Source organism: Pseudomonas sp. NPDC089530 (assembly GCF_050280705.1).
Lineage (GTDB): Bacteria > Pseudomonadota > Gammaproteobacteria > Pseudomonadales > Pseudomonadaceae > Aquipseudomonas.
The window spans coordinates 1-18,216 of the sequence record NZ_JBNNVU010000100.1 but is presented as its reverse complement, the minus strand read 5'-3'; the positions used below and the strand labels follow the sequence as shown (position 1 = coordinate 18,216).

16 protein-coding genes and 2 pseudogenes are annotated in these 18,216 nt (G+C 62.2%); all 18 read left to right on the top strand.

Annotated elements, in window-relative coordinates; translation table 11 throughout:
- Positions 1 to 583: pseudogene (locus ACQKQA_RS25930) on the top strand (CDP-glucose 4,6-dehydratase); the annotation flags it as partial.
- A complete protein-coding gene (locus tag ACQKQA_RS25925) occupies positions 580 to 1,140 on the top strand; it encodes a dTDP-4-dehydrorhamnose 3,5-epimerase family protein (protein WP_427563869.1) in 561 nt (186 codons plus the stop codon). The pseudogene ACQKQA_RS25930 and the gene ACQKQA_RS25925, both read left to right, overlap by 4 nt.
- Positions 1,137 to 2,363: a methyltransferase domain-containing protein gene (locus ACQKQA_RS25920; RefSeq protein WP_427563867.1), complete on the top strand. Its 1,227-nt coding sequence runs from the start codon at positions 1,137 to 1,139 to the stop codon at positions 2,361 to 2,363. The genes ACQKQA_RS25925 and ACQKQA_RS25920 overlap by 4 nt, the downstream gene beginning before the upstream one ends.
- Positions 2,360 to 3,211, top strand: a complete 852-nt coding sequence (locus ACQKQA_RS25915; RefSeq protein ID WP_427563865.1) for an NAD-dependent epimerase/dehydratase family protein — start codon at positions 2,360 to 2,362, stop codon at positions 3,209 to 3,211. Before ACQKQA_RS25920 ends, ACQKQA_RS25915 begins: the two co-directional genes overlap by 4 nt.
- Complete coding sequence (locus ACQKQA_RS25910) at positions 3,208 to 4,278, top strand: class I SAM-dependent methyltransferase (RefSeq protein WP_427563864.1); 1,071 nt, start codon at positions 3,208 to 3,210, stop codon at positions 4,276 to 4,278. Before ACQKQA_RS25915 ends, ACQKQA_RS25910 begins: the two co-directional genes overlap by 4 nt.
- A 17-nt stretch (positions 4,279 to 4,295) precedes the next feature.
- Positions 4,296 to 5,033: a cephalosporin hydroxylase family protein gene (locus ACQKQA_RS25905; RefSeq protein WP_427563862.1), complete on the top strand. Its 738-nt coding sequence runs from the start codon at positions 4,296 to 4,298 to the stop codon at positions 5,031 to 5,033.
- Between the two features lie 53 nt (positions 5,034 to 5,086).
- Positions 5,087 to 8,035: a TIGR00180 family glycosyltransferase gene (locus ACQKQA_RS25900; protein ID WP_427563860.1), complete on the top strand. Its 2,949-nt coding sequence runs from the start codon at positions 5,087 to 5,089 to the stop codon at positions 8,033 to 8,035.
- A 31-nt stretch (positions 8,036 to 8,066) separates the two neighbouring features.
- Complete coding sequence (locus ACQKQA_RS25895; protein WP_427563859.1) at positions 8,067 to 8,189, top strand: hypothetical protein; 123 nt, start codon at positions 8,067 to 8,069, stop codon at positions 8,187 to 8,189.
- A complete protein-coding gene (gene pseC, locus ACQKQA_RS25890) occupies positions 8,186 to 9,358 on the top strand; it encodes a UDP-4-amino-4,6-dideoxy-N-acetyl-beta-L-altrosamine transaminase (RefSeq protein WP_427563857.1) in 1,173 nt (390 codons plus the stop codon). Before ACQKQA_RS25895 ends, pseC begins: the two co-directional genes overlap by 4 nt.
- Positions 9,355 to 10,062 (top strand): pseudaminic acid cytidylyltransferase, encoded by a 708-nt coding sequence (gene pseF, locus ACQKQA_RS25885; RefSeq protein WP_427563856.1) that lies wholly within the window; start codon positions 9,355 to 9,357, stop codon positions 10,060 to 10,062. The genes pseC and pseF overlap by 4 nt, the downstream gene beginning before the upstream one ends.
- Positions 10,059 to 11,099: pseudogene (gene pseG, locus ACQKQA_RS25880) on the top strand (UDP-2,4-diacetamido-2,4,6-trideoxy-beta-L-altropyranose hydrolase); the annotation flags it as partial. The gene pseF and the pseudogene pseG, both read left to right, overlap by 4 nt.
- Positions 11,100 to 11,184: 85 nt before the next feature.
- The gene (gene pseI / locus ACQKQA_RS25875) at positions 11,185 to 12,237 is read left to right on the top strand and encodes a pseudaminic acid synthase (protein WP_427563854.1); all 1,053 of its coding nucleotides are present in this window, start codon (positions 11,185 to 11,187) and stop codon (positions 12,235 to 12,237) included.
- Between the two features lie 223 nt (positions 12,238 to 12,460).
- Complete coding sequence (locus ACQKQA_RS25870) at positions 12,461 to 13,387, top strand: ketoacyl-ACP synthase III (protein ID WP_427563852.1); 927 nt, start codon at positions 12,461 to 12,463, stop codon at positions 13,385 to 13,387.
- Between the two features lie 81 nt (positions 13,388 to 13,468).
- Positions 13,469 to 14,761 (top strand): motility associated factor glycosyltransferase family protein, encoded by a 1,293-nt coding sequence (locus ACQKQA_RS25865; RefSeq protein ID WP_427563850.1) that lies wholly within the window; start codon positions 13,469 to 13,471, stop codon positions 14,759 to 14,761.
- The gene (locus ACQKQA_RS25860) at positions 14,758 to 15,027 is read left to right on the top strand and encodes a hypothetical protein (protein WP_427563848.1); all 270 of its coding nucleotides are present in this window, start codon (positions 14,758 to 14,760) and stop codon (positions 15,025 to 15,027) included. The genes ACQKQA_RS25865 and ACQKQA_RS25860 overlap by 4 nt, the downstream gene beginning before the upstream one ends.
- Before the next feature lie 250 nt (positions 15,028 to 15,277).
- Positions 15,278 to 16,129: a flagellin domain-containing protein gene (locus tag ACQKQA_RS25855; protein ID WP_427563847.1), complete on the top strand. Its 852-nt coding sequence runs from the start codon at positions 15,278 to 15,280 to the stop codon at positions 16,127 to 16,129.
- A gap of 72 nt (positions 16,130 to 16,201) precedes the next feature.
- On the top strand, positions 16,202 to 16,570 hold the full coding sequence (locus ACQKQA_RS25850; RefSeq protein WP_427563846.1) for a flagellar protein FlaG: 369 nt from the start codon (positions 16,202 to 16,204) through the stop codon (positions 16,568 to 16,570).
- 82 nt (positions 16,571 to 16,652) lie between these two features.
- Positions 16,653 to 18,071, top strand: a complete 1,419-nt coding sequence (fliD, locus tag ACQKQA_RS25845; RefSeq protein ID WP_427563845.1) for a flagellar filament capping protein FliD — start codon at positions 16,653 to 16,655, stop codon at positions 18,069 to 18,071.
- Positions 18,072 to 18,216: the final 145 nt, after the last annotated feature.

Here is an 18,216-nt window from a genome sequence, read left to right as displayed (position 1 = left end):
CTGCGAATTGCTGGCGGAGTCTTACGCGGCCTCGTTCTTCCCGGCCGACAAGTACGCCGAGCACGGTCTGGCATTGGCCACCGCACGTGCCGGCAATGTGCTGGGCGGCGGTGACTTCGCCCCTGAGCGCCTGATTCCCGACGTGCTCAAGGCATGGACGGCGGACGAGCCGGTGACCCTGCGTTACCCGCAAGCCGTGCGCCCGTGGCAGCATGCCCTGGAGCCCCTGGCCGGCTATCTGCAATTGGCCGCCGGGCTCTATGAGCAGGGGCCGCAGTTCGCCGGGGCATGGAACTTCGGACCGAGCGAAGCGGACATGTGCAGCGTCGGTGAAGTGGTCGAGCTGCTGGCCGCGCGCTGGCCGGCGGCCCCCGGGTTGCGGGTCGAGCCGAGCGAGCTGCACGAGGCCGGCCTGTTGCGCCTGGACAGCAGCCGCGCCCGGCAGTTGCTGGCCTGGCAACCCCGCTGGTCGCTGCAGCAATGCCTGGCGCAGACCTTGGACTGGCACCTGGCCTGGCAGAACGGTGACGACATGCGCAGCGTCACCCTGGACCAGTTGAGTCTCTATCGGGGGGCGCTGTGAGCGAGTTTTCCTTGCAACAGCTGCCGCTGGCCGGCCTGTTCAGCGTCCAGCACAAACGCTTCGCAGATCAGCGCGGACACTTCGCCCGGCTGTTCTGCGAAGGCAGCCTGAGTGCGTTCGGCAGCGAGTTTCATATCCGCCAGATCAACCATTCCTGCACCCGCGAGAAGGGCAGTGTGCGCGGCATGCATTACCAGAATGCCAACGCGCCGGAAGCCAAGCTGATCACCTGCCTGCGCGGCGAGGTGTGGGACGTGGCGGTGGATTTGCGCCCGGATTCCGCGACTTTCCTGCACTGGCACGCCGAGCACCTGAAGGCCGGCGATGGCCGCAGCCTGCTGATCCCGGCCGGATTCGCCCACGGCTTCCAGACCCTCACCGACGACGCCGAGCTGCTCTACCTGCACAGCGCCGATTACGCGCCGGAGCACGAGGGCGGCCTGTCGGTGAACGATCCACGGCTGGCGATCGCCTGGCCGCTGCCCGTCAATAATCTGTCGGCCCGGGATTCCAGCCATCCCGCGCTCGATCCACACTTTGCTGGAGTGCGTCTATGAACTGCCGTGGGTGCGCCGCACCGCTGAGCCTGCCGCTGATCGACCTCGGTACCTCGCCACCGTCCAACGCTTATGTGCATGCCGATCGTCTTGAGCAGGCCGAGCAGTGGGTGCCGCTGAAGGTCGCCGTGTGCCAGCAATGCTGGCTGGTGCAGACCGAGGATTACACCAGCGCCGAGAGCCTGTTCGACGCCGAGTACGCCTACTTCAGTTCGTTCTCCAGCACCTGGCTGGCCCACGCCGAGCGCTATGTGGCCGAGATGGTCGAGCGCTTCGGCTTGACGGCTGACAGCCGCGTGGTGGAAGTCGCCGCCAACGACGGGTACCTGTTGCAGTACGTGGCCGCTCGCGGGATCCCATGCCTGGGCGTCGAGCCGACTCGCAGCACCGCGCAGGCCGCACGGGAAAAAGGCCTGGAGATTCGTGAGCTGTTCTTCGGTCGCGACAGCGCCACGCAGCTGAAAAACGAAGGCTGGGCCGCTGACCTGATGGCCGCCAACAACGTGCTGGCCCATGTGCCGGACATCAACGATTTCCTCGGCGGTTTCGCAACGCTGCTCAAGCCGACCGGCGTGGCCACCTTCGAATTCCCGCAACTGCTGACGCTGATGGCGGGCGCGCAGTTCGACACGCTCTATCACGAACACTATTCCTATCTGTCCCTGACCGCGGTGCAGGCACTGTGCGAGCGCAACGGCCTGGAAGTGTTCGACGTCAGTCGGTTGACCACCCATGGCGGTTCGCTGCGGGTGTTCGTCCAGCGCCAGGACGGCGAACGCCGCGCCGTGCAGCCGGCGGTGCAGCAGCAGTTGCAAGCCGAGCTCGACGCGGGCGTGAAAACCCCCGGGTTCTACGCCACGCTGGCCCCCGCTGCGCAGCGCATCAAGCATGACCTGCTGCGTTTCCTGTTGCAGGCCAAGGCCGACGGCAAGCGCGTGGTCGGCTACGGCGCCGCGGCCAAGGGCAACACCTTGCTCAACTACGCCGGGATCAAGCCGGACCTGCTGGCCTGGGTGGCCGATGCCAACCCGCACAAGCAGGGCAAGTTTTTGCCGGGCAGCCGCATCCCGATCGTGGCGCCGGCGCGGATCGACAGCGAAAAACCGGATTACGTGCTGGTGCTGCCTTGGAACCTGCTGCACGAAGTCAGCCAGCAATTGGCCCAGGTGCGTCAGTGGGGCGGGCGCTTCGTGATCGCCGTGCCTGAGTTGAGCGTGCTGTGAAGGTTCTGGTTACCGGAGCCACAGGCTTCGTCGGTCGCCATCTGGTCGCCGTGTTGCTGGCGCGCGGCTGTGCGGTGCGGGCCGTGGCGCGGGATGTGGAAAAAGCGGCGGGCATGCCGTGGATCAACGACGTCGAGTTCGTCAGCGCGGATATTCACGCGGCCGATCTGGATGTCGCGGCATTGACTGATGGCATCGATGTACTCGCGCATCTGGCCTGGCCGGGGTTGCCGAACTATCGGGCGCTGTTCCATGTCGAGCACAACCTGATGGCTGACTATCGCTTTATCAAAAGCGCGGTCGAGGCGGGCGTGAAGCAGGTTCTGGTGACGGGCACCTGCTTCGAATATGGCATGCAGAGTGGGCCGCTCAGCGAGCTGGTCGAGCCGCGGCCGAGCAATCCTTATGGCCTGGCCAAGCACAGCCTGCAGCTGTTCTTGCGCAACCTGCAGCAGGAAACGCCGTTCACCCTGCAATGGGCACGACTGTTTTACCTGCATGGCGCCGGGCAGAACCCCAACAGTCTGCTGGCCGCGCTGGATCGGGCGATCGACGCGGGCGAGCCGTCGTTCAACATGTCGGCCGGGGAACAGCTGCGCGATTTCCTGGCGATCGAAACGGCGGCCGACTATCTCGCGGCGATCCTGCATCGGCGCGATTTCGATGGCGTGATCAACTGCGCCAGCGGCCAGCCGATAGCGGTACGGACCCTGGTCGAGCAACGTGTGCGTGAGCGTGGTGCGGCGCTGGATCTGAACCTTGGCCACTACCCGTACCCGACCCACGAGCCGCTGGCGTTCTGGGCGGTGACCGACCGTTTGCAACAGTTATTGGGAGCAGGGCAATGAGGCACGAGTTGTATCGGGTCACGGATCTGCCGGTGTTGCAGAACCGCACCTTTGCCGATGCCGAATCGGCGAAAGCGTCGGCCAGTGCCGACATGCTGCTGGTGCAGGACGAGCGCAGCGGTCTGATCTTCAACGCCGCGTTCGATGCCGACAAACTCAGCTACGACGCCGACTATCAGAACGAGCAGGCGCATTCCGGCCAGTTCCAGAAGCACCTGGGCGACGTCGAGGGCATCATTGCCCGGCACTTCAAGGGGCAGGAACTGATCGAGGTCGGCTGCGGCAAGGGCTACTTTCTTGAGCTGCTCAAGGGCCTGGGCTACGCCATTACCGGCATCGATCCCGCGTACGAAGGCGACAACGCCGACGTGATCAAGGCCCCGTTCACCCGTGGCCTGGGCCTGGCGGCGGACGCCATCGTGCTGCGCCATGTGCTGGAGCATATTCAGGATCCGGTGAGCTTCCTCGCCGAGATCGCCGAAGCCAATCAGGGCGGACAGATCTACATCGAAGTACCGTGTTTCGACTGGATCCTCGAGCATCGCGCCTGGTTCGACCTGTTCTACGAGCACGTCAATTATTTCCGCCTCGATGACCTGCGCCGGATGTTCGGCACGGTGCACGAGGCCGGTCACCTGTTCGGTGGCCAGTATCTCTACATCGTCGCGGACCTTTCCACGTTGCGCCTGACCCCGGAACAACCGGTGCCACGCCTGGCCTTGCCCGATGGTTTCACCGCCAGCCTCGACCGCGCGGTGCACATCATTCAGAGCGCCCCCGAGCAGGGTTCGGCAATCTGGGGGGCATCGTCCAAAGGCGTGATCTATTCGCTGTTCCTGCAGCGCGCGGGGGTGGCGGTGGATCGTGTGGTGGATATCAACCCGGCCAAGCAGGGGCGTTATCTGCCCCTGAGCGGCGCGCGGGTGTCCTCGCCGCAAGAGGCCATGGATGCCTTGCCCGAGGGCGCCAATCTGTTTGTGATGAACTCCAACTACCTCGAAGAAATCAAGCGGATGACCGGTGGACGCTACGTCTATCACGCCGTTGACAGCGCTTCGTTCCAGTGACCATTGAGAATTTTCAAATGACCGACAACAGCATCAACCAAGCCTTCGAAGCCGAGTGCCGGGAACAGATCGCCCAGCAGGGCGACGACCAGAAACTCACTGGTCTGGCCCGTGATTTCTTCAACGAGTCCGCCAAGCACAAATACAGCTACCACTTCTCGTGGATGGGCCGCCCGATCATCCAGCTGCCCCAGGACATGATGGCGATGCAGGAGATCATCTGGCGGGTCAAGCCGGACCTGGTGATCGAATGCGGCATCGCCCACGGCGGCTCGATCATCTACTACGCCTCGCTGCTCGAGCTGCAGGGCCATGGCGAGGTGCTGGGCATCGACCTGGATATCCGCGCCCATAACCGCGAAGCCATCGAAAGCCACCCGATGAGCAAGCGCATCAAGATGATCGAGGGTTCGAGCATCGATCCGGCGATTGCCGAGCAAGTGCGTGCCGCCGCTGCGGGCAAGAAGGTCATTCTGGTCCTGGACTCCAACCACACCCACGAGCATGTGCTCGAAGAGCTGCGCCTGTACGCGCCGCTGGTGTCGGTGGACAGCTACTGCGTGGTCATGGACACCGTGGTCGAGGACATGCCGGCGGACTTCTTCCCGGACCGTCCATGGGGCCCGGGCGACAATCCGAAAACCGCGGTCTGGGCCTACCTGGAAGAGAACCGCGATTTCGAGGTCGACTACCAGATGCAGAACAAGCTGCTGATCACCGTGGCGCCGGATGGGTATCTGCGTCGCGTTCGTTGAACATCAAAGATGGTTGCAGGTAACAGCACTTTGCCGGTTGTGGGGAAACACTGATGCAGGTTCAAGACAAGGCTCAAAACACTAGCGCACCGCTGAACGAGCGTTTCACGCTGGTGGTGATGTCCCACAATCGCAAGGCGTTCTTGCGTCGTACCTTGCAGTACTACAGCACCTACCCCTGCAAGATTCTGGTGCTGGACTCGTCGCTTGCGGCCGACGAGGCCCTTACCGCGCAGTTCCCGGGGGTCGACTACCGGCATCTGCCGCAGTTCACCTACAAGGGCCTGCAGGACAAGCTCACCTACGGTGTCGGGCAGGTGACGACGCCGTACATGGTGTTCGCCGCCGATGACGACTTCCTGCTCCATGGTGCGCTGACCGAGTCGGTGGAGTTTCTCGAAGCCCACCCCGACTACGGCTTGTGCCACGGCTACGGGATGATGTACCTGGCCCGCGCCGCCGAGGTGAACTACTACCGGCGTGACTGCCGGGTCATCGAGGATTATGCCTCGGAGGATGCCGGCGAGCGGGTCAAGGCGTTCATGGGGCATTTCCTGCCGCCGTTCTACGCAGTGACGCGCACCGACCTGCTGCAGCAGTGGTACAGCCTGCTGCCGCCGGGGACCAGCTTCGAGTGGCAGGAAATCGGCCATACCTTCTTCCTGCTGGCCTCGGCCAAGGCGCGTATCCTGCCGATTCCCTTCGCTGTGCGGGAAGTCAACTACGGCGCCTCGGAACACAATACCGACGTGCTGACGGTGCTGACCTATGGCGATGCCAAGTCGGTGGCCCAGCGCGAGGCGTTCGCCGAATTCCTCGCCACCTTGCCCACCGGCCTCAGTGGCCAGGACCCGCAGCGGATCAAGCAGGTGGCCCTGGACAGTTTCGTGGCCATGGCCGAGTGCCTGCTCACCGGGCGCTCCCTCAATGGCAAGATGATTTTCCGTTCGGCCTGGGTCGAGCCGGGGGCTGAGCCGGTGCGCTCGTTCGGCCCGGAACAGTTCGTCGAAATGCCGTTCTACAACAAGCCGATGTTCGACCTGCTGACCGAATTCGAATTCCTCATGCACGCGATGCCTGCCGGCCGCCTGCAGCTCCAGGAGCTGGAGGGGGTGCTGCTCAAGCAGCGGGAACTGTTGCAGGTGCAGGCCAACGACACCGAGCGCACCTTGCGCAGCCGTTTGTGGGAGGCGCTGTCGTGCAACCTGTTCAACCCTGAAGTGGTCCGGCGCCTGGCCGATTCGTTGCAGGCTGCCAAGGACAAGAGCCCAGAGGAGCAGGGCGACGCCCGCAAGCTGCAGGCCTGGGCCGAGCGGCTGGCAGCGGTTCCCTTCCAGGACAGCCCGGCGCTGCTGGAGAACATGCCGTCGGGCCGCCTGCTGAAGTGGCTGGAGGCACGCAACCCCGAGGCGCAGCAGCTCAAGTCGATCAATGAATACCTGGCCCGGCACAACGGCGGCCCGACTTTCGGCATCCTGCTGCTCGACCTCGACGCGGACATGGTCAAGTTGCAGTCGACCTTCGACAGCCTGGTCAACGGTCATTGCCGGTCCTTCCAGGTCATGGTTTTCACCACGGGCGACCTGCCGGCGACCACCAGCGCCCGGGACACTGTGCATTTCGTCAAGGTCAGCAGCAAAAACTATGTGGAGCGGATCAATCAGGCGGTCGCCCTGTCCTCCCGCGACTGGCTGCTGCTGGCCCGTGCCGGCGAACGCTTCACCGCCAGCGGGCTGTTGCGCGCCAGCCTGGAGCTGCTTGGCGCCGAAGGCTGCCGCGCCGTGGCCATGGATGAAATCCAGTGCGCCGCCGATGGTACGCTCAAGGATGTGTTCCGTCCGGGCGTCAACCTGGACCTGCTGCAGAGCGTGCCGGACCTGATGGCTGGCCACTGGCTGATTCGCCGGGATGTGCTGATGGCCGCCGGCGGTTATTCGACTGCCTTGGCCCAGGCCATGGAATACGACCTGCTGCTGCGCCTGATCGAAGACGGCGGGCTGGCCGGCCTGGCCCACCTGGCCGAGCCGCTGTTGATCGGCCAGGCTGCGCCGCAGGAAGAGAACCCCCAGCAGAACCAGGCGTTGACCCGGCACCTGGGCAAGCGTGGCTACCGGGCCCAGGTCGGCTCGGCGCAGCCCGGGGTCTACCAGATCAATTACGGCCATGCCGAGCGTCCCCTGGTGTCGATCCTCCTGCACAGCGAGGACAACCTGGAGCAGTTGCAGCGTTGCCTGGTCAGTGTGCTGCAACGCACCCGCTATCAGCGCTATGAAGTGGTCATCGGCGACAACCACAGCCAGTCCGAGGAACTGGCGGGCTGGCTCACCAGCCTGGAACAGAAGGGCGATCGTATCCGCGTGCTGCGCAGCCCGCGGCGCCTGAGCACCTCGGCGCTGTACAACGCGGCGAGCCAGGAAGCCCGGGGCGAGTACCTGGTGCTGCTGGCGGCCGACGCCGAAGTGGTCAACGCCGACTGGCTGGAAAGCCTGCTCAACCAGGCCCAGCGGCCGGAAATCGGTATCGTCGGCGCCCGCCTGCTGGACGCCAAGGGCGCGACCACCTCGGCCGGCCTGATTCTCGGGCTGAACGAGCACCTGGGGGCGGCGTTCGCCGGCGAGCCGAAAGGCGCCAGCGGCTACCTGAACGGCCTGCTCGCCGAGCAGAACTATTCGGCGGTTTCCGGGGCCTGCCTGATGATCGGCAAAGAGGTCTACCACGCTGTCGGCGGCCTGGACGAAGAGCACTTCGCCGAGGCGTTCGCCGATGTCGATCTGTGCCTGAAGGTGGCCGATGCCGGCCTGCTGACCGTCTGCACCCCGCAGGTGCAGATCCTGCATCCGGGCACCCTGGCGAACGATACCCAGGTCGCGGCAGCCCTGCGGGACAAATGGTCGGCGCGTTTTGCCCACGATGTAGCGTACAACCAGAACCTGAGCCTGAACGGCAAGGGTTTCACCCCAGGCGCACCCATCAGCGTCGACTGGGCACAGCTGCTGGCGTAAGCGCGGCTGACAAGTAAAAAGGACTCAAGGCATGTTCCACGACAAATCGATTTTCATCTCCGGCGGCATCGGATCGTCCGGATGTCATTGCATCAGCCCGCATCCACTGTTGGTGGGCCAATTCGTTGAGCTGCGTGCCGGGTTGTCAGCATGATTCCCTACGCACGTCAGCGCCTCGATCAGGCGGATATCGACGCGGTGGTGGAAGTACTGCAGTCCGACTGGTTGACCCAAGGGCCGACCATTGAACGTTTCGAGCAGGCCATGGCGGCCCGCTGCGAGGCCGCTCATGGCGTGGCGGTTTGCAATGCCACGGCGGCCCTGCACATTGCCTGCCTGGCGGCGGGGCTGGGGCCGGGAGACCGGCTATGGACCACACCCAATACCTTTCTGGCCTCGGCCAATTGCGGGCGCTACTGCGGCGCCGAGGTGGATTTCGTCGATATCGACCCGCACACCTGGAACATGGATGCCCAGGCGCTGGCGCATAAGCTGGAAGTCGCCGAACGCGCGGGCCGCCTGCCCAAGGTGGTGGTGGCGGTGGCGTTTTCCGGACAGAGTTGCGACATGCGAACCATGGCGCAATTGGCACAGCGCTATGGCTTTGTGCTGATCGAGGATGCCGCCCACGCGGTGGGTGCGTCTTATGCCGGGCGTCCGGTGGGCTGTGGTGAGTTCGCCGCGATGACGATATTCAGTTTCCACCCGGTGAAAATCATCACCAGCGCCGAGGGTGGAATGGTCATGACCAACAGCCCACAGCTGGCGAACCGCCTGCGGCGTTTACGCAATCATGGCATGACCCGTGATCCGGAACAGATGACCGAGCCCAGCTACAGCCCCTGGTACTACCAGCAGATCGAGCTGGGTTTCAATTATCGGATCACCGACCTCCAGGCGGCACTGGGCTTGTCCCAACTGGACAAGCTCGATGTCTTTCTCGCTCGGCGCCGGCAACTGGCTGCCCGTTATGACCGCCTGTTGGCCGATCTGCCGCTGACCTTGCCACAGGCCCAGGAGCGGGCACAGTCGGCCTGGCATCTGTATGTGGTGCGCTTGCAGTCCGAACGTATCCGCCGTTCCCATCACGAGGTGTTCGAGGCCTTGCGCGATGCCGGAGTCGGGGTCAACTTGCATTACATCCCCGTGCATCTGCAGCCTTACTACCGCGACCTTGGATTCGCCGCCGGCGATTTTCCCGAGGCTGAACGTTATTACGCCGAAGCTATCACTCTGCCGCTTTACCCTGCGCTGGACGACGAACAGCAGGAATATGTGGTGGAGCAATTACGCAATCTTGTTTTGGAGCATGTTGAGTCTTGAGTGCCATTGCGATCATTCCCGCACGAGGGGGCAGCAAGCGTATAGCCAGCAAGAACCTCAAACCTTTCAACGGCGTACCGATGCTCGCGCGTTCGATTGCCACGGCGCAAGCCTCGGGGTTATTCGACCAAGTGCTGGTCAGTACCGACGATCCGGAGATCGCCGAGTTGGCCAAGGCTTGCGGTGCCACAGTGCCATTTATTCGCCCGCCAGAGCTGGCGAACGATTTCATCGGCACCGCACCGGTGATAGTGCACGCCTTGAAAGTACTGCAGGAGCGTGGCGAGGTGTTCGATTACGCCTGCTGTATTTACGCCACCGCTCCTTTATTGCAGGTGCGCTACCTGCGCCAGGGGTTCGCGGCGCTGGATGCCCATCCGCAAAAATCCTTTGCCTTTTCCATTTGCAGCTTCCCTTTCCCGGTGCAGCGGGCCTTGGTCTTCGATGAGCAGGGCGGGCTGACGGCGCTCCACCCGGAGTTCAGTGGTACCCGTTCCCAGGATCTGCAGCCTGCCTATCAGGACGCCGGGCAGTTCTATTGGGGGCGCACCGCGGCCTGGCTACGGAGCGATCTGATGTTTTCCTCGCTCAGTCTGCCGGTGATCCTGCCGCGGTATCTGGTCCAGGACATCGACACCGAAGAAGACTGGCTGCGTGCGCAGTACCTCTACACAGCGCTGAAAGCCGGTGGAGAGCTGGATTGAGGGTATTGATCCGCGCCGATGCCTCGCCGGCCATTGGCAGTGGCCATATCGCCCGCTGCCTGACCCTGGCCAGGGTACTGCGCGAGCAGGGCGCCAGGGTGGCCTTTGCCTGCCGGACGTTGTCGGGGCATCAACTGGATCGCTTGGCCAGCGAGGGTTTCCAGACCTTCGCCCTGCCTGGGAGTTATCCGGGCGAGTACGAGCAGGATATCGAAGCGTCATTGCCCTGGCAGGTGGATATCGCTGCATTGCAGGCGCAGTTGCAGGATCAGCCGCCGTTCGATTGGTTGCTGGTCGATCATTACGGCCTCGACTGGCAGTGGCAGCAGGCGGCCCGCCAGTGGGCGCCGCGAATCGCGGCCATCGACGACCTGGCCAACCGGCGGCATGCCGTCGACCTGTTGCTCGACCAGAACTTCAGCGGCACGCCCCAGGCCTATGCCGGCCTGATCGATGCCGATTGCCGGGCATTGTTCGGGCCGCATTTCGCCTTGTTGCGCGAGGAGTTCCGCTGTCAGCCGATCGCCATCCGCGAGCGGGCGAGCCGGGTGCTGGTGAATTTCGGCGGTTTCGACGCGGCCAGCCAGACGCTCAAGGCAATGCAGGCCTTGAGTGGCTTCGACGACCTGGAAGTGGACTTTATCGCCGGGGCCGACAATCCGGCCTGGGCACAGATGCAGGCGCTGGCGGCCGGTCGCGGGCATTGGCGCTTGCACGCTTATGTCGGGGATTTTTTCCGCCGGATGGCCGAGGCGGACCTGTTTATCGGTGCCGGTGGCGGCACCAGTTGGGAGCGCGCCGCCCTGGGCCTGCCAACCCTGTGCATCAGCGTGGCCGGCAACCAGGAGGCCAATGCCCGGCGGTTGGCCGAGGCGGGCATGCACCTGTACCTGGGCGCCTGCGAGCGGGTCAGTGTCGAGCAGATCGGCCAGGCGGTCGCGGCGCTTGCCGGCGATTACCCGCTACGCCAGCGCCTGGCCCAACGCTCTCGGCAACTGGTGGACGGGCAGGGGGCGTCGCGGGTAGCGGCGGCCTTGTTCGAGATGGCGGAGAATCCGTTGCGCGGCGCCGGTGAGCAATCGGACGCCGCTGAATTTATGGGTGAAGCGAAGGAAAACCCCAATGACTAGTTTCAAGATCGGCCCGCGCTCGATTGGCGCCGGCTCGCCACCGTTCATCATTGCCGAGATGAGTGGCAACCATAACCAGTCGCTGGACGTTGCCCTGCGGATTGTCGAGGCAGCGGCCAAGGCTGGTGCCCATGCGCTGAAGTTGCAGACCTATACCGCCGATACCATGACCCTGGACCTGGATCATGGCGAATTCTTCATCAAGGACCCTTCCAGCCTCTGGGCCGGCTCCTCGCTGTATGCCCTGTATGAAAAGGCCCACACGCCCTGGGAATGGCATGCGCCGATCTTCGCCCGCGCCAGGGAGTTGGGGATGCTGGCGTTCTCCACGCCGTTCGATGAGAGCTCTGTGGACTTCCTCGAAAACCTCGACGTGCCGGCCTACAAGATCGCCAGTTTCGAAAACACCGACCTGCCGTTGATCCGCCGGGTCGCGGCCACCGGCAAGCCGCTGATCATCTCCACTGGCATGGCCAGCATTGCCGAGCTGGACGAAAGCGTACGCGCGGCCCGGGAGGCCGGTTGCAAGGATCTGGTGCTGCTCAAATGCACCAGTACCTACCCGGCCTCGCCGGAAAACAGCAATATCCTGACCATCCCCCACCTGCGCGAACTGTTTGGTTGCGAGGTCGGTCTGTCCGATCACTCCATGGGCGTCGGAGTCTCGGTGGCCGCGGTGGCGCTGGGGGCCACGGTGGTGGAGAAGCACTTCACCCTCGATCGCGCCGCTGGTGGGGTGGATGCCAGTTTTTCCCTGGAGCCGGCGGAGCTGCGAAGCCTGGTGGTGGAGACCGAGCAGGCCTGGCAGGCGCTGGGGAGGGTGCGTTACGGCGCGACCGAGGCCGAGCGCCAGTCGGTGCTGTACCGCCGCTCCCTGTATGTCACCCGGGACATGGTGGCGGGGGAGGTGTTCAGCAGCGAAAACCTCAGGGCCATTCGTCCGGGCCTGGGGTTGGCCCCCAAACACATCGACGCCGTCCTCGGGCGTTGCGCGCGCCAGGCGCTCAAGCGCGGCACTGCACTGGATTGGGCATTTGTCGAATAGCCCTTTGTATGGCTGATTCGGCAAAATAGCGTGACCTGCGAGTCATAACGCGCATCTTCACTGTATTGTGTTGACCGGGAAGATGGCGCCTGGCTGCTAGCGGTTCAGTGATAGTCATCTACTCTTCCCGCGGTTGCCTGTCAGGGATGACAGGATTTCTGTTTATCGGCAGCCCTGGTCCCGTTGGTCGGGGTATTTAGCTGTTACTTATTGGGAAGCCGTAATGATTGGCATAAAGAGCATTGCGAGCTACGTGCCTGTAGCCGGCGTGGACAATTACGCACAAGGTGCAAAATTCGAGAAGGATGAAGAGTTCATCCTGGGCAAGATCGGTTCGGCCTTCCTGCCGCGCAAAGACGCGACGCAGGAAACCTCGGACCTGTGTGTCGAAGCAGTCAATGCGCTGTTCGCCAACAACCCACAACTGTCGCGCGAGTCGATCGACGCGCTGATCGTCGTTACCCAGAATGGCGACGAAGAAGGCCTGCCGCACACCGCGGCGATTGTCCAGGACAAACTGGGGCTGCCGACCCACGTCGCGGCCTTCGATATTTCCCTGGGTTGCTCTGGCTATGTCTACGGCATCTACGCGATCAAGGGCTTCATGGAAGCCGCGGGCCTGAAGAACGGCCTGCTGGTCACCGCCGACCCTTACTCGAAGATCGTCAATCCGGAAGATCGCAACACCACCATGCTGTTCGGCGATGCGGCCACCGCCACCTGGATGGGCGAAGACCCGATCTGGGCGTTGGGCAAGGCCAAGTTCGGCACCGACGGTTCCGGGGCTCCCCACCTGAAAGTCAGCGATGGCGTGTTTTTCATGAACGGCCGCCAGGTGTTCAATTTCGCGCTGCTGAAAGTCCCGGCGCACCTGCATGAGTTGCTTGGCGAGTCCGGCCTGCAGCCAGAGCAGATCGATGCGTTCTGCATCCACCAGGGCAGCGCGGCCATCGTCGATGCGGTGGCACGCCGCTTCGAAGGCGAACCGGAGAAGTTCATCAAGGACATGGTCGAGACCGGCAACACGGTGTCGTCGAGCATTCCGCTGTTGTTGGAGAAGCATGCGCTCGACTCCAAGTGGAACCGTGTGGCACTCAGTGGTTTCGGTGTTGGTCTGTCGTGGGGTTCGGCGATCATCTATCGCCCGTGAGTTGATTTCGCGGCCTCCAAAAATAGCGCCCAGGGTGTACCCTGAGCGCTATTTTTTTTGCATGAAGACAGGCGAGACAGCATGAGCGAAAGCTTTGAGGGCAATGCCCAGATCATAGGGGCTCGCTGGCCAGAACTGCTCGAGCGGTTGCTGGCGCAGGACACTGCTGCGTTGCAGGCGGATCTGGTGGAAGGGCTGGGGTCGACCCTGAGCATTTCCGGGATCCAGCTCACCAGTCGTCACGATCGCATGGCGGAAGCGCGGACCCAGGCGGCCAGCCTGCCGGCGGACAGCCCGGTGGTCCATCTGTATGGCGCTGGCCTGGGCGACTTGCAGCAGGTCCTGCTGGAGAACCCGGCGCTGCAGCGCTTGCAGGTGCATATCCTGAACGGCGCGGTATTCGCGTTGGTGCTGCAGCTGCTGGATCAGCAGGCCTGGTTGAGCGACCCGCGGGTCGAACTGGCCTATGCCGGCGACCTGGCGGAGATCCAGATGCCGTTCTTCGCCTTGCCCGCCGAGCTGGTGCTGGCGGATGACTACAACGCCAAGATCCGCGATCGCCTGGTCAGTGAAGTGCACCTGGCATTCAATAACCGGGACTTCGTGGCCGACTCCCCTGAGGTCGTCCAGCGCCTGCAATCGAGTGCCGAGCTGGTGGCTGGCGATCGCGACGTGGCGCAGCTGTTCGGCTCCCAGTCGGGGCGGGAAGTCTATGTGATTGCCACCGGGCCGAGCCTGGAGCGGCATTTCGAATACCTGCGCCAGATCCGTGCCCAGGACCGGCGCCCCCTGCTGATCTGTGTCGATACTGCCTACCGCCCTTTGCTCAAGCAGGGGATCGAGCCGGATATCGTGGTCAGCATCGATCACCGGATTTCCGGCCGGCACCTGCCGCCCGAACAGTCCGCGGCGATCAGCCTGGTCTATCTGCCGATGGTCGATCCACAGATCCTGGCGTGCTGGCTGGGGCCGCGTTATGTCGGTTATTCCGCCAGCCCGATTTACAGCCGGATGCGCGAGCAGTTGCCCAAGGCGCAGCTCTATGTCGGCGGCAGCGTGATTCATCCGGCGGTGGACCTGGCGGTCAGAATGGGCGCCGGGCAGGTCACCCTGTTCGGTGCCGACTTTGCCTTCCCGATGAACAAGACCCATGCCGGCTGGCTCGACGGCGAGTTGGGGCCGCAGTTGGGCGCGGCCAGGCACTGGGTGCTGGACGGGTATGGCCAACGGGTCAGGACCCAGCTCAACTTCCGCAGTTACCTGTGCGAGCTGGAGCGGTTTATCGTCGGCCATCCGCGGGTGCGCTTCTATAACAGCAGTCGCGACGGGGCGATGATCGCCGGGACGACCTACCATCCGGAGTTGAGCCAATGAGCGGAGTCGAGGGGCTGATCGCCCGCTTGCAGCAATGCGCCGAGGGTTTTCGTCTGGGGCGCGATGTCGAGGCGGCCATGACCATGGTGCAGTTGATGGCGGCGATCCAGCCGGTGATCGATAGTGCCCCGCAAGAGCAGCGTGGGGACTGGGAGGTTCTGCTGGGGCTGATGTTCGAGTGCCAGCAAGGGCAGAACTGGCTGGCCCTGGCCGACTACCTGCAATACGAATGCGTTGAGGTCCTGGGTTCTCTCGCTGCTGGCTGAAACGCCTGCTGCCTGCCCGGGCGATCTCTGCGTCCGGGCGCTTTCCGGCATTTTCCTGACGTCATTTTTTTACTGTCAAATATCATCAAGTCCTTGATTTACGAGGGGTGGCACGCTGATGGCAAAAATTTTTGAAAATCCCCTAAAGCAACCTGCATTGCCGACGATAACTATTACGAAGGTTCTCTAGGCCATACCCGGCGGTTGCCAGGGCCGGAAGCCGCAGTACCCAACCAACGAGGAATTCGTCATGGCTTTAACAGTAAACACTAACGTCACATCGTTGAACGTTCAGAAGAACCTGAACCGCGCTTCCGACGCTCTGTCGACTTCGATGGCCCGCCTGTCTTCCGGCCTGAAGATCAACAGCGCAAAAGACGACGCCGCCGGCCTGCAAATCGCTACCCGTATGACTTCGCAGATCCGTGGTCAGAACATGGCGATCAAAAACGCCAACGACGGTATCTCCATCGCTCAGACCGCTGAAGGCGCGATGCAGGAATCCACCAACATCCTGCAGCGTATGCGTGAACTGGCTCTTCAAGCACGAAACGACTCCAACGGCACTGCTGACCGTGTTGCTCTGAACAAAGAATTCGCTTCGATGTCGGACGAGCTGACTCGTATCGCCAAGTCGACCAACCTGAACGGCAAGAACCTGATCGACGGTTCCGCTGGCACCATGACCTTCCAGGTCGGTTCCAACACCGGTGCTACCAACCAGATCACCATCACTCTGGCCAGCGGCTTCGACGCTACTACCCTGTCTGTTAACTCTGGCGCTATCGCCATCACCGGTAACAACAGCACCACCGCTGAAGCCAGCTCGAAGGCTTCGATCGACGCGATCGAAAAAGCTCTGGCGACCATCAACGCCAGCCGTGCTGACCTCGGTGCTGCACAAAACCGTATGACCAGCACTATCTCCAACCTGCAGAACATCAACGAAAACGCCAGTGCTGCACTGGGCCGTATCCAAGATACCGACTTCGCTGCTGAAACTGCACAGCTGACCAAGCAGCAGACTCTGCAACAAGCTTCCACTTCGGTTCTGGCCCAGGCCAACCAGCTGCCGTCCGCTGTACTGAAACTGCTTCAGTAATAGCTGACTAAGCTTGGGCGGGGGAGTGCGCTGGTCGTGCTCTCTCGCTTTTTACGTTAAGAGGTGACGGACATGGATATGAGCGTGAAGCTGAACTTGTCTTATCCAGCGGCCAAGCCGGCAACTGCCGTTGTCGACAAGCCGGTGGAGAAGCCTCAAGTGGATGTTGCAGCGTTATCTGCGATCAAGGAAGAGCGTAAAGAGGCGCAAAAGACCGAGCAGGACAAACTGAAAATGGCCGTCGAGGAAATTGAAAAGTTTGTACAGTCGGTCAAGCGTAACCTGGAGTTCTCGATCGACGAGCCCTCCGGAAAAGTTGTAGTCAAGGTCATTGCCAGCGAAACCGGTGAGGTGATCCGTCAGATCCCCAACGAAGAAGTGCTGAAACTGGCCAATAGTTTGAATGATGCGAGCAGCTTGTTGTTCAGCGCTAAAGTCTGACAGCTGGCATGAAATTTGTTGCTATGTTCTTTTGGGCGTTGTAATGGTCAAAAGACCGGCGACACACTGAAGGGAGATCTCCATGGCAAGTCCAATTCTACCGGGTACCGGTCTAGGCTCGGGCCTCGATACCGGCGCTATCGTCAAAGCCTTGGTGAACGCTGACAAAGCGGCCAAGCAAGCTCAGATCGACCGGGGAACTGCGACCAACAGCGCAAGCATCTCCGGCATTGGCACCTTGAAGTCGCTGCTGGCGACCTTTCGTACCACTATTACCGAACTCAGCAGCAAGACCAATCCGCAATTCTCCGGTTATGCCGCCACTACTTCCGACAGCAAGTATGTAACAGCAGTCGCTGGCAATGCCGCAGTCAACGGCAACTATGTTGTCTCGGTCGACAATCTTGCGACCGCCTCGAAAGTCACCAGTGCTGCCTTCGCTGGCGGTACTACCAGTGCTATTCCGACTGGTACATTGAAAATCAGTCAAAATGGCACTAACTACAACCTCGATGTAAAGGCTGGCGCTACCCTGCAATCGGTACGTGACTCGATCAACGCCGACGCATCGCTCAAGGGCGCGGGCATCAGCGCAAACATCGTGACCGACTCCTTTGGATCGCGTCTGGTGGTGGGTTCGACCACTACGGGGGCGGGTTCCGATATTTCCCTGAGCGGCATTGCCGGTCTGGAAATTGATGGCAGCAATGTCGTTGGTGCTTCCGGTTCGCCGATGACCGCCGCTTCCGCCGGTTCCATTGGTGCTCTCGCGGTGGATGCCAAGTTCACCGTCGATGGCATGGCGCTGACCAGTAAGAGCAACGCCGTCGACAAGGCGGTTTCCGGGATGACCTTCAATCTGGTTGCCAAGGGCACCTCGACTATTACCGTCGCGTCCAACAACGATGGCTTGAAGGCTTCGATCCAGAAGTTCGTCGATGCCTACAACGCTGTGGCCAACAGCGTGACCGCGCTGACCAAGCCGTCGCTCGATGACAACGGCAAGCTAACCGTTCCGGCGCAATTGACCGGCGACCCGTTGCCGCGTTCGATCCTGGCGGCCATTCGGGTGCCGCTGTCGGAAGTAGGGGCGGGCGACAAGCTGACCGTGCTGGCGCAGTTGGGGGTTACCACCAATACGAAGACCGGTGCCCTGGACTTCGACGCCACCAAGTTCACCACAGCAATGAACGACAAAAAGCTCGGTGGCGAGGTGCAGACCCTGTTCACCGGTGAAAACGGCCTGCTGAGCCGCATGGACGAGGCTATCAAGCCTTTTGCTCAAACCGGCGGCATTCTCGATCAGCGCACCACGTCGCTGAACAAGACCAAGAGCAAGCTGATTCTGGACCAGGAGGCCCTGGACCGTCGCATCGAAACCCTGACGGCGGTATTGACCAAGAAGTACAACGACATGGATACCCTGGTCGGCAAGTTGAAAGCCACCGCCAGCAACATTACTTCGATGTTCGAAGCGTTGACGGCGCAAAAGAAAGGCTGATTGATACAAGGCGCCAAAAGCCCGGCAACGTTTACAGCGTTCCGGGCTTTTGGCTTTTGATCTAAAGTTTTTTGACGCAGCGTCGATACGCTGGTTATACGAACCCTTGAGTTTTGATGAGGTAGAACATGAACCCGATGTTAGC

Coding starts and splice junctions, on each gene's coding strand:
- pseC (WP_427563857.1), top strand. CDS start 8,186: ATGATTCCCTACGCACGTCAGCGCCTCGATCAGGCGGATATCGACGCG.
- pseI (WP_427563854.1), top strand. CDS start 11,185: ATGACTAGTTTCAAGATCGGCCCGCGCTCGATTGGCGCCGGCTCGCCA.
- ACQKQA_RS25910 (WP_427563864.1), top strand. CDS start 3,208: ATGAGGCACGAGTTGTATCGGGTCACGGATCTGCCGGTGTTGCAGAAC.
- fliD (WP_427563845.1), top strand. CDS start 16,653: ATGGCAAGTCCAATTCTACCGGGTACCGGTCTAGGCTCGGGCCTCGAT.
- ACQKQA_RS25870 (WP_427563852.1), top strand. CDS start 12,461: ATGATTGGCATAAAGAGCATTGCGAGCTACGTGCCTGTAGCCGGCGTG.
- ACQKQA_RS25895 (WP_427563859.1), top strand. CDS start 8,067: ATGTTCCACGACAAATCGATTTTCATCTCCGGCGGCATCGGATCGTCC.
- ACQKQA_RS25905 (WP_427563862.1), top strand. CDS start 4,296: ATGACCGACAACAGCATCAACCAAGCCTTCGAAGCCGAGTGCCGGGAA.
- ACQKQA_RS25920 (WP_427563867.1), top strand. CDS start 1,137: ATGAACTGCCGTGGGTGCGCCGCACCGCTGAGCCTGCCGCTGATCGAC.
- ACQKQA_RS25865 (WP_427563850.1), top strand. CDS start 13,469: ATGAGCGAAAGCTTTGAGGGCAATGCCCAGATCATAGGGGCTCGCTGG.
- ACQKQA_RS25900 (WP_427563860.1), top strand. CDS start 5,087: ATGCAGGTTCAAGACAAGGCTCAAAACACTAGCGCACCGCTGAACGAG.
- ACQKQA_RS25855 (WP_427563847.1), top strand. CDS start 15,278: ATGGCTTTAACAGTAAACACTAACGTCACATCGTTGAACGTTCAGAAG.
- ACQKQA_RS25860 (WP_427563848.1), top strand. CDS start 14,758: ATGAGCGGAGTCGAGGGGCTGATCGCCCGCTTGCAGCAATGCGCCGAG.
- ACQKQA_RS25850 (WP_427563846.1), top strand. CDS start 16,202: ATGGATATGAGCGTGAAGCTGAACTTGTCTTATCCAGCGGCCAAGCCG.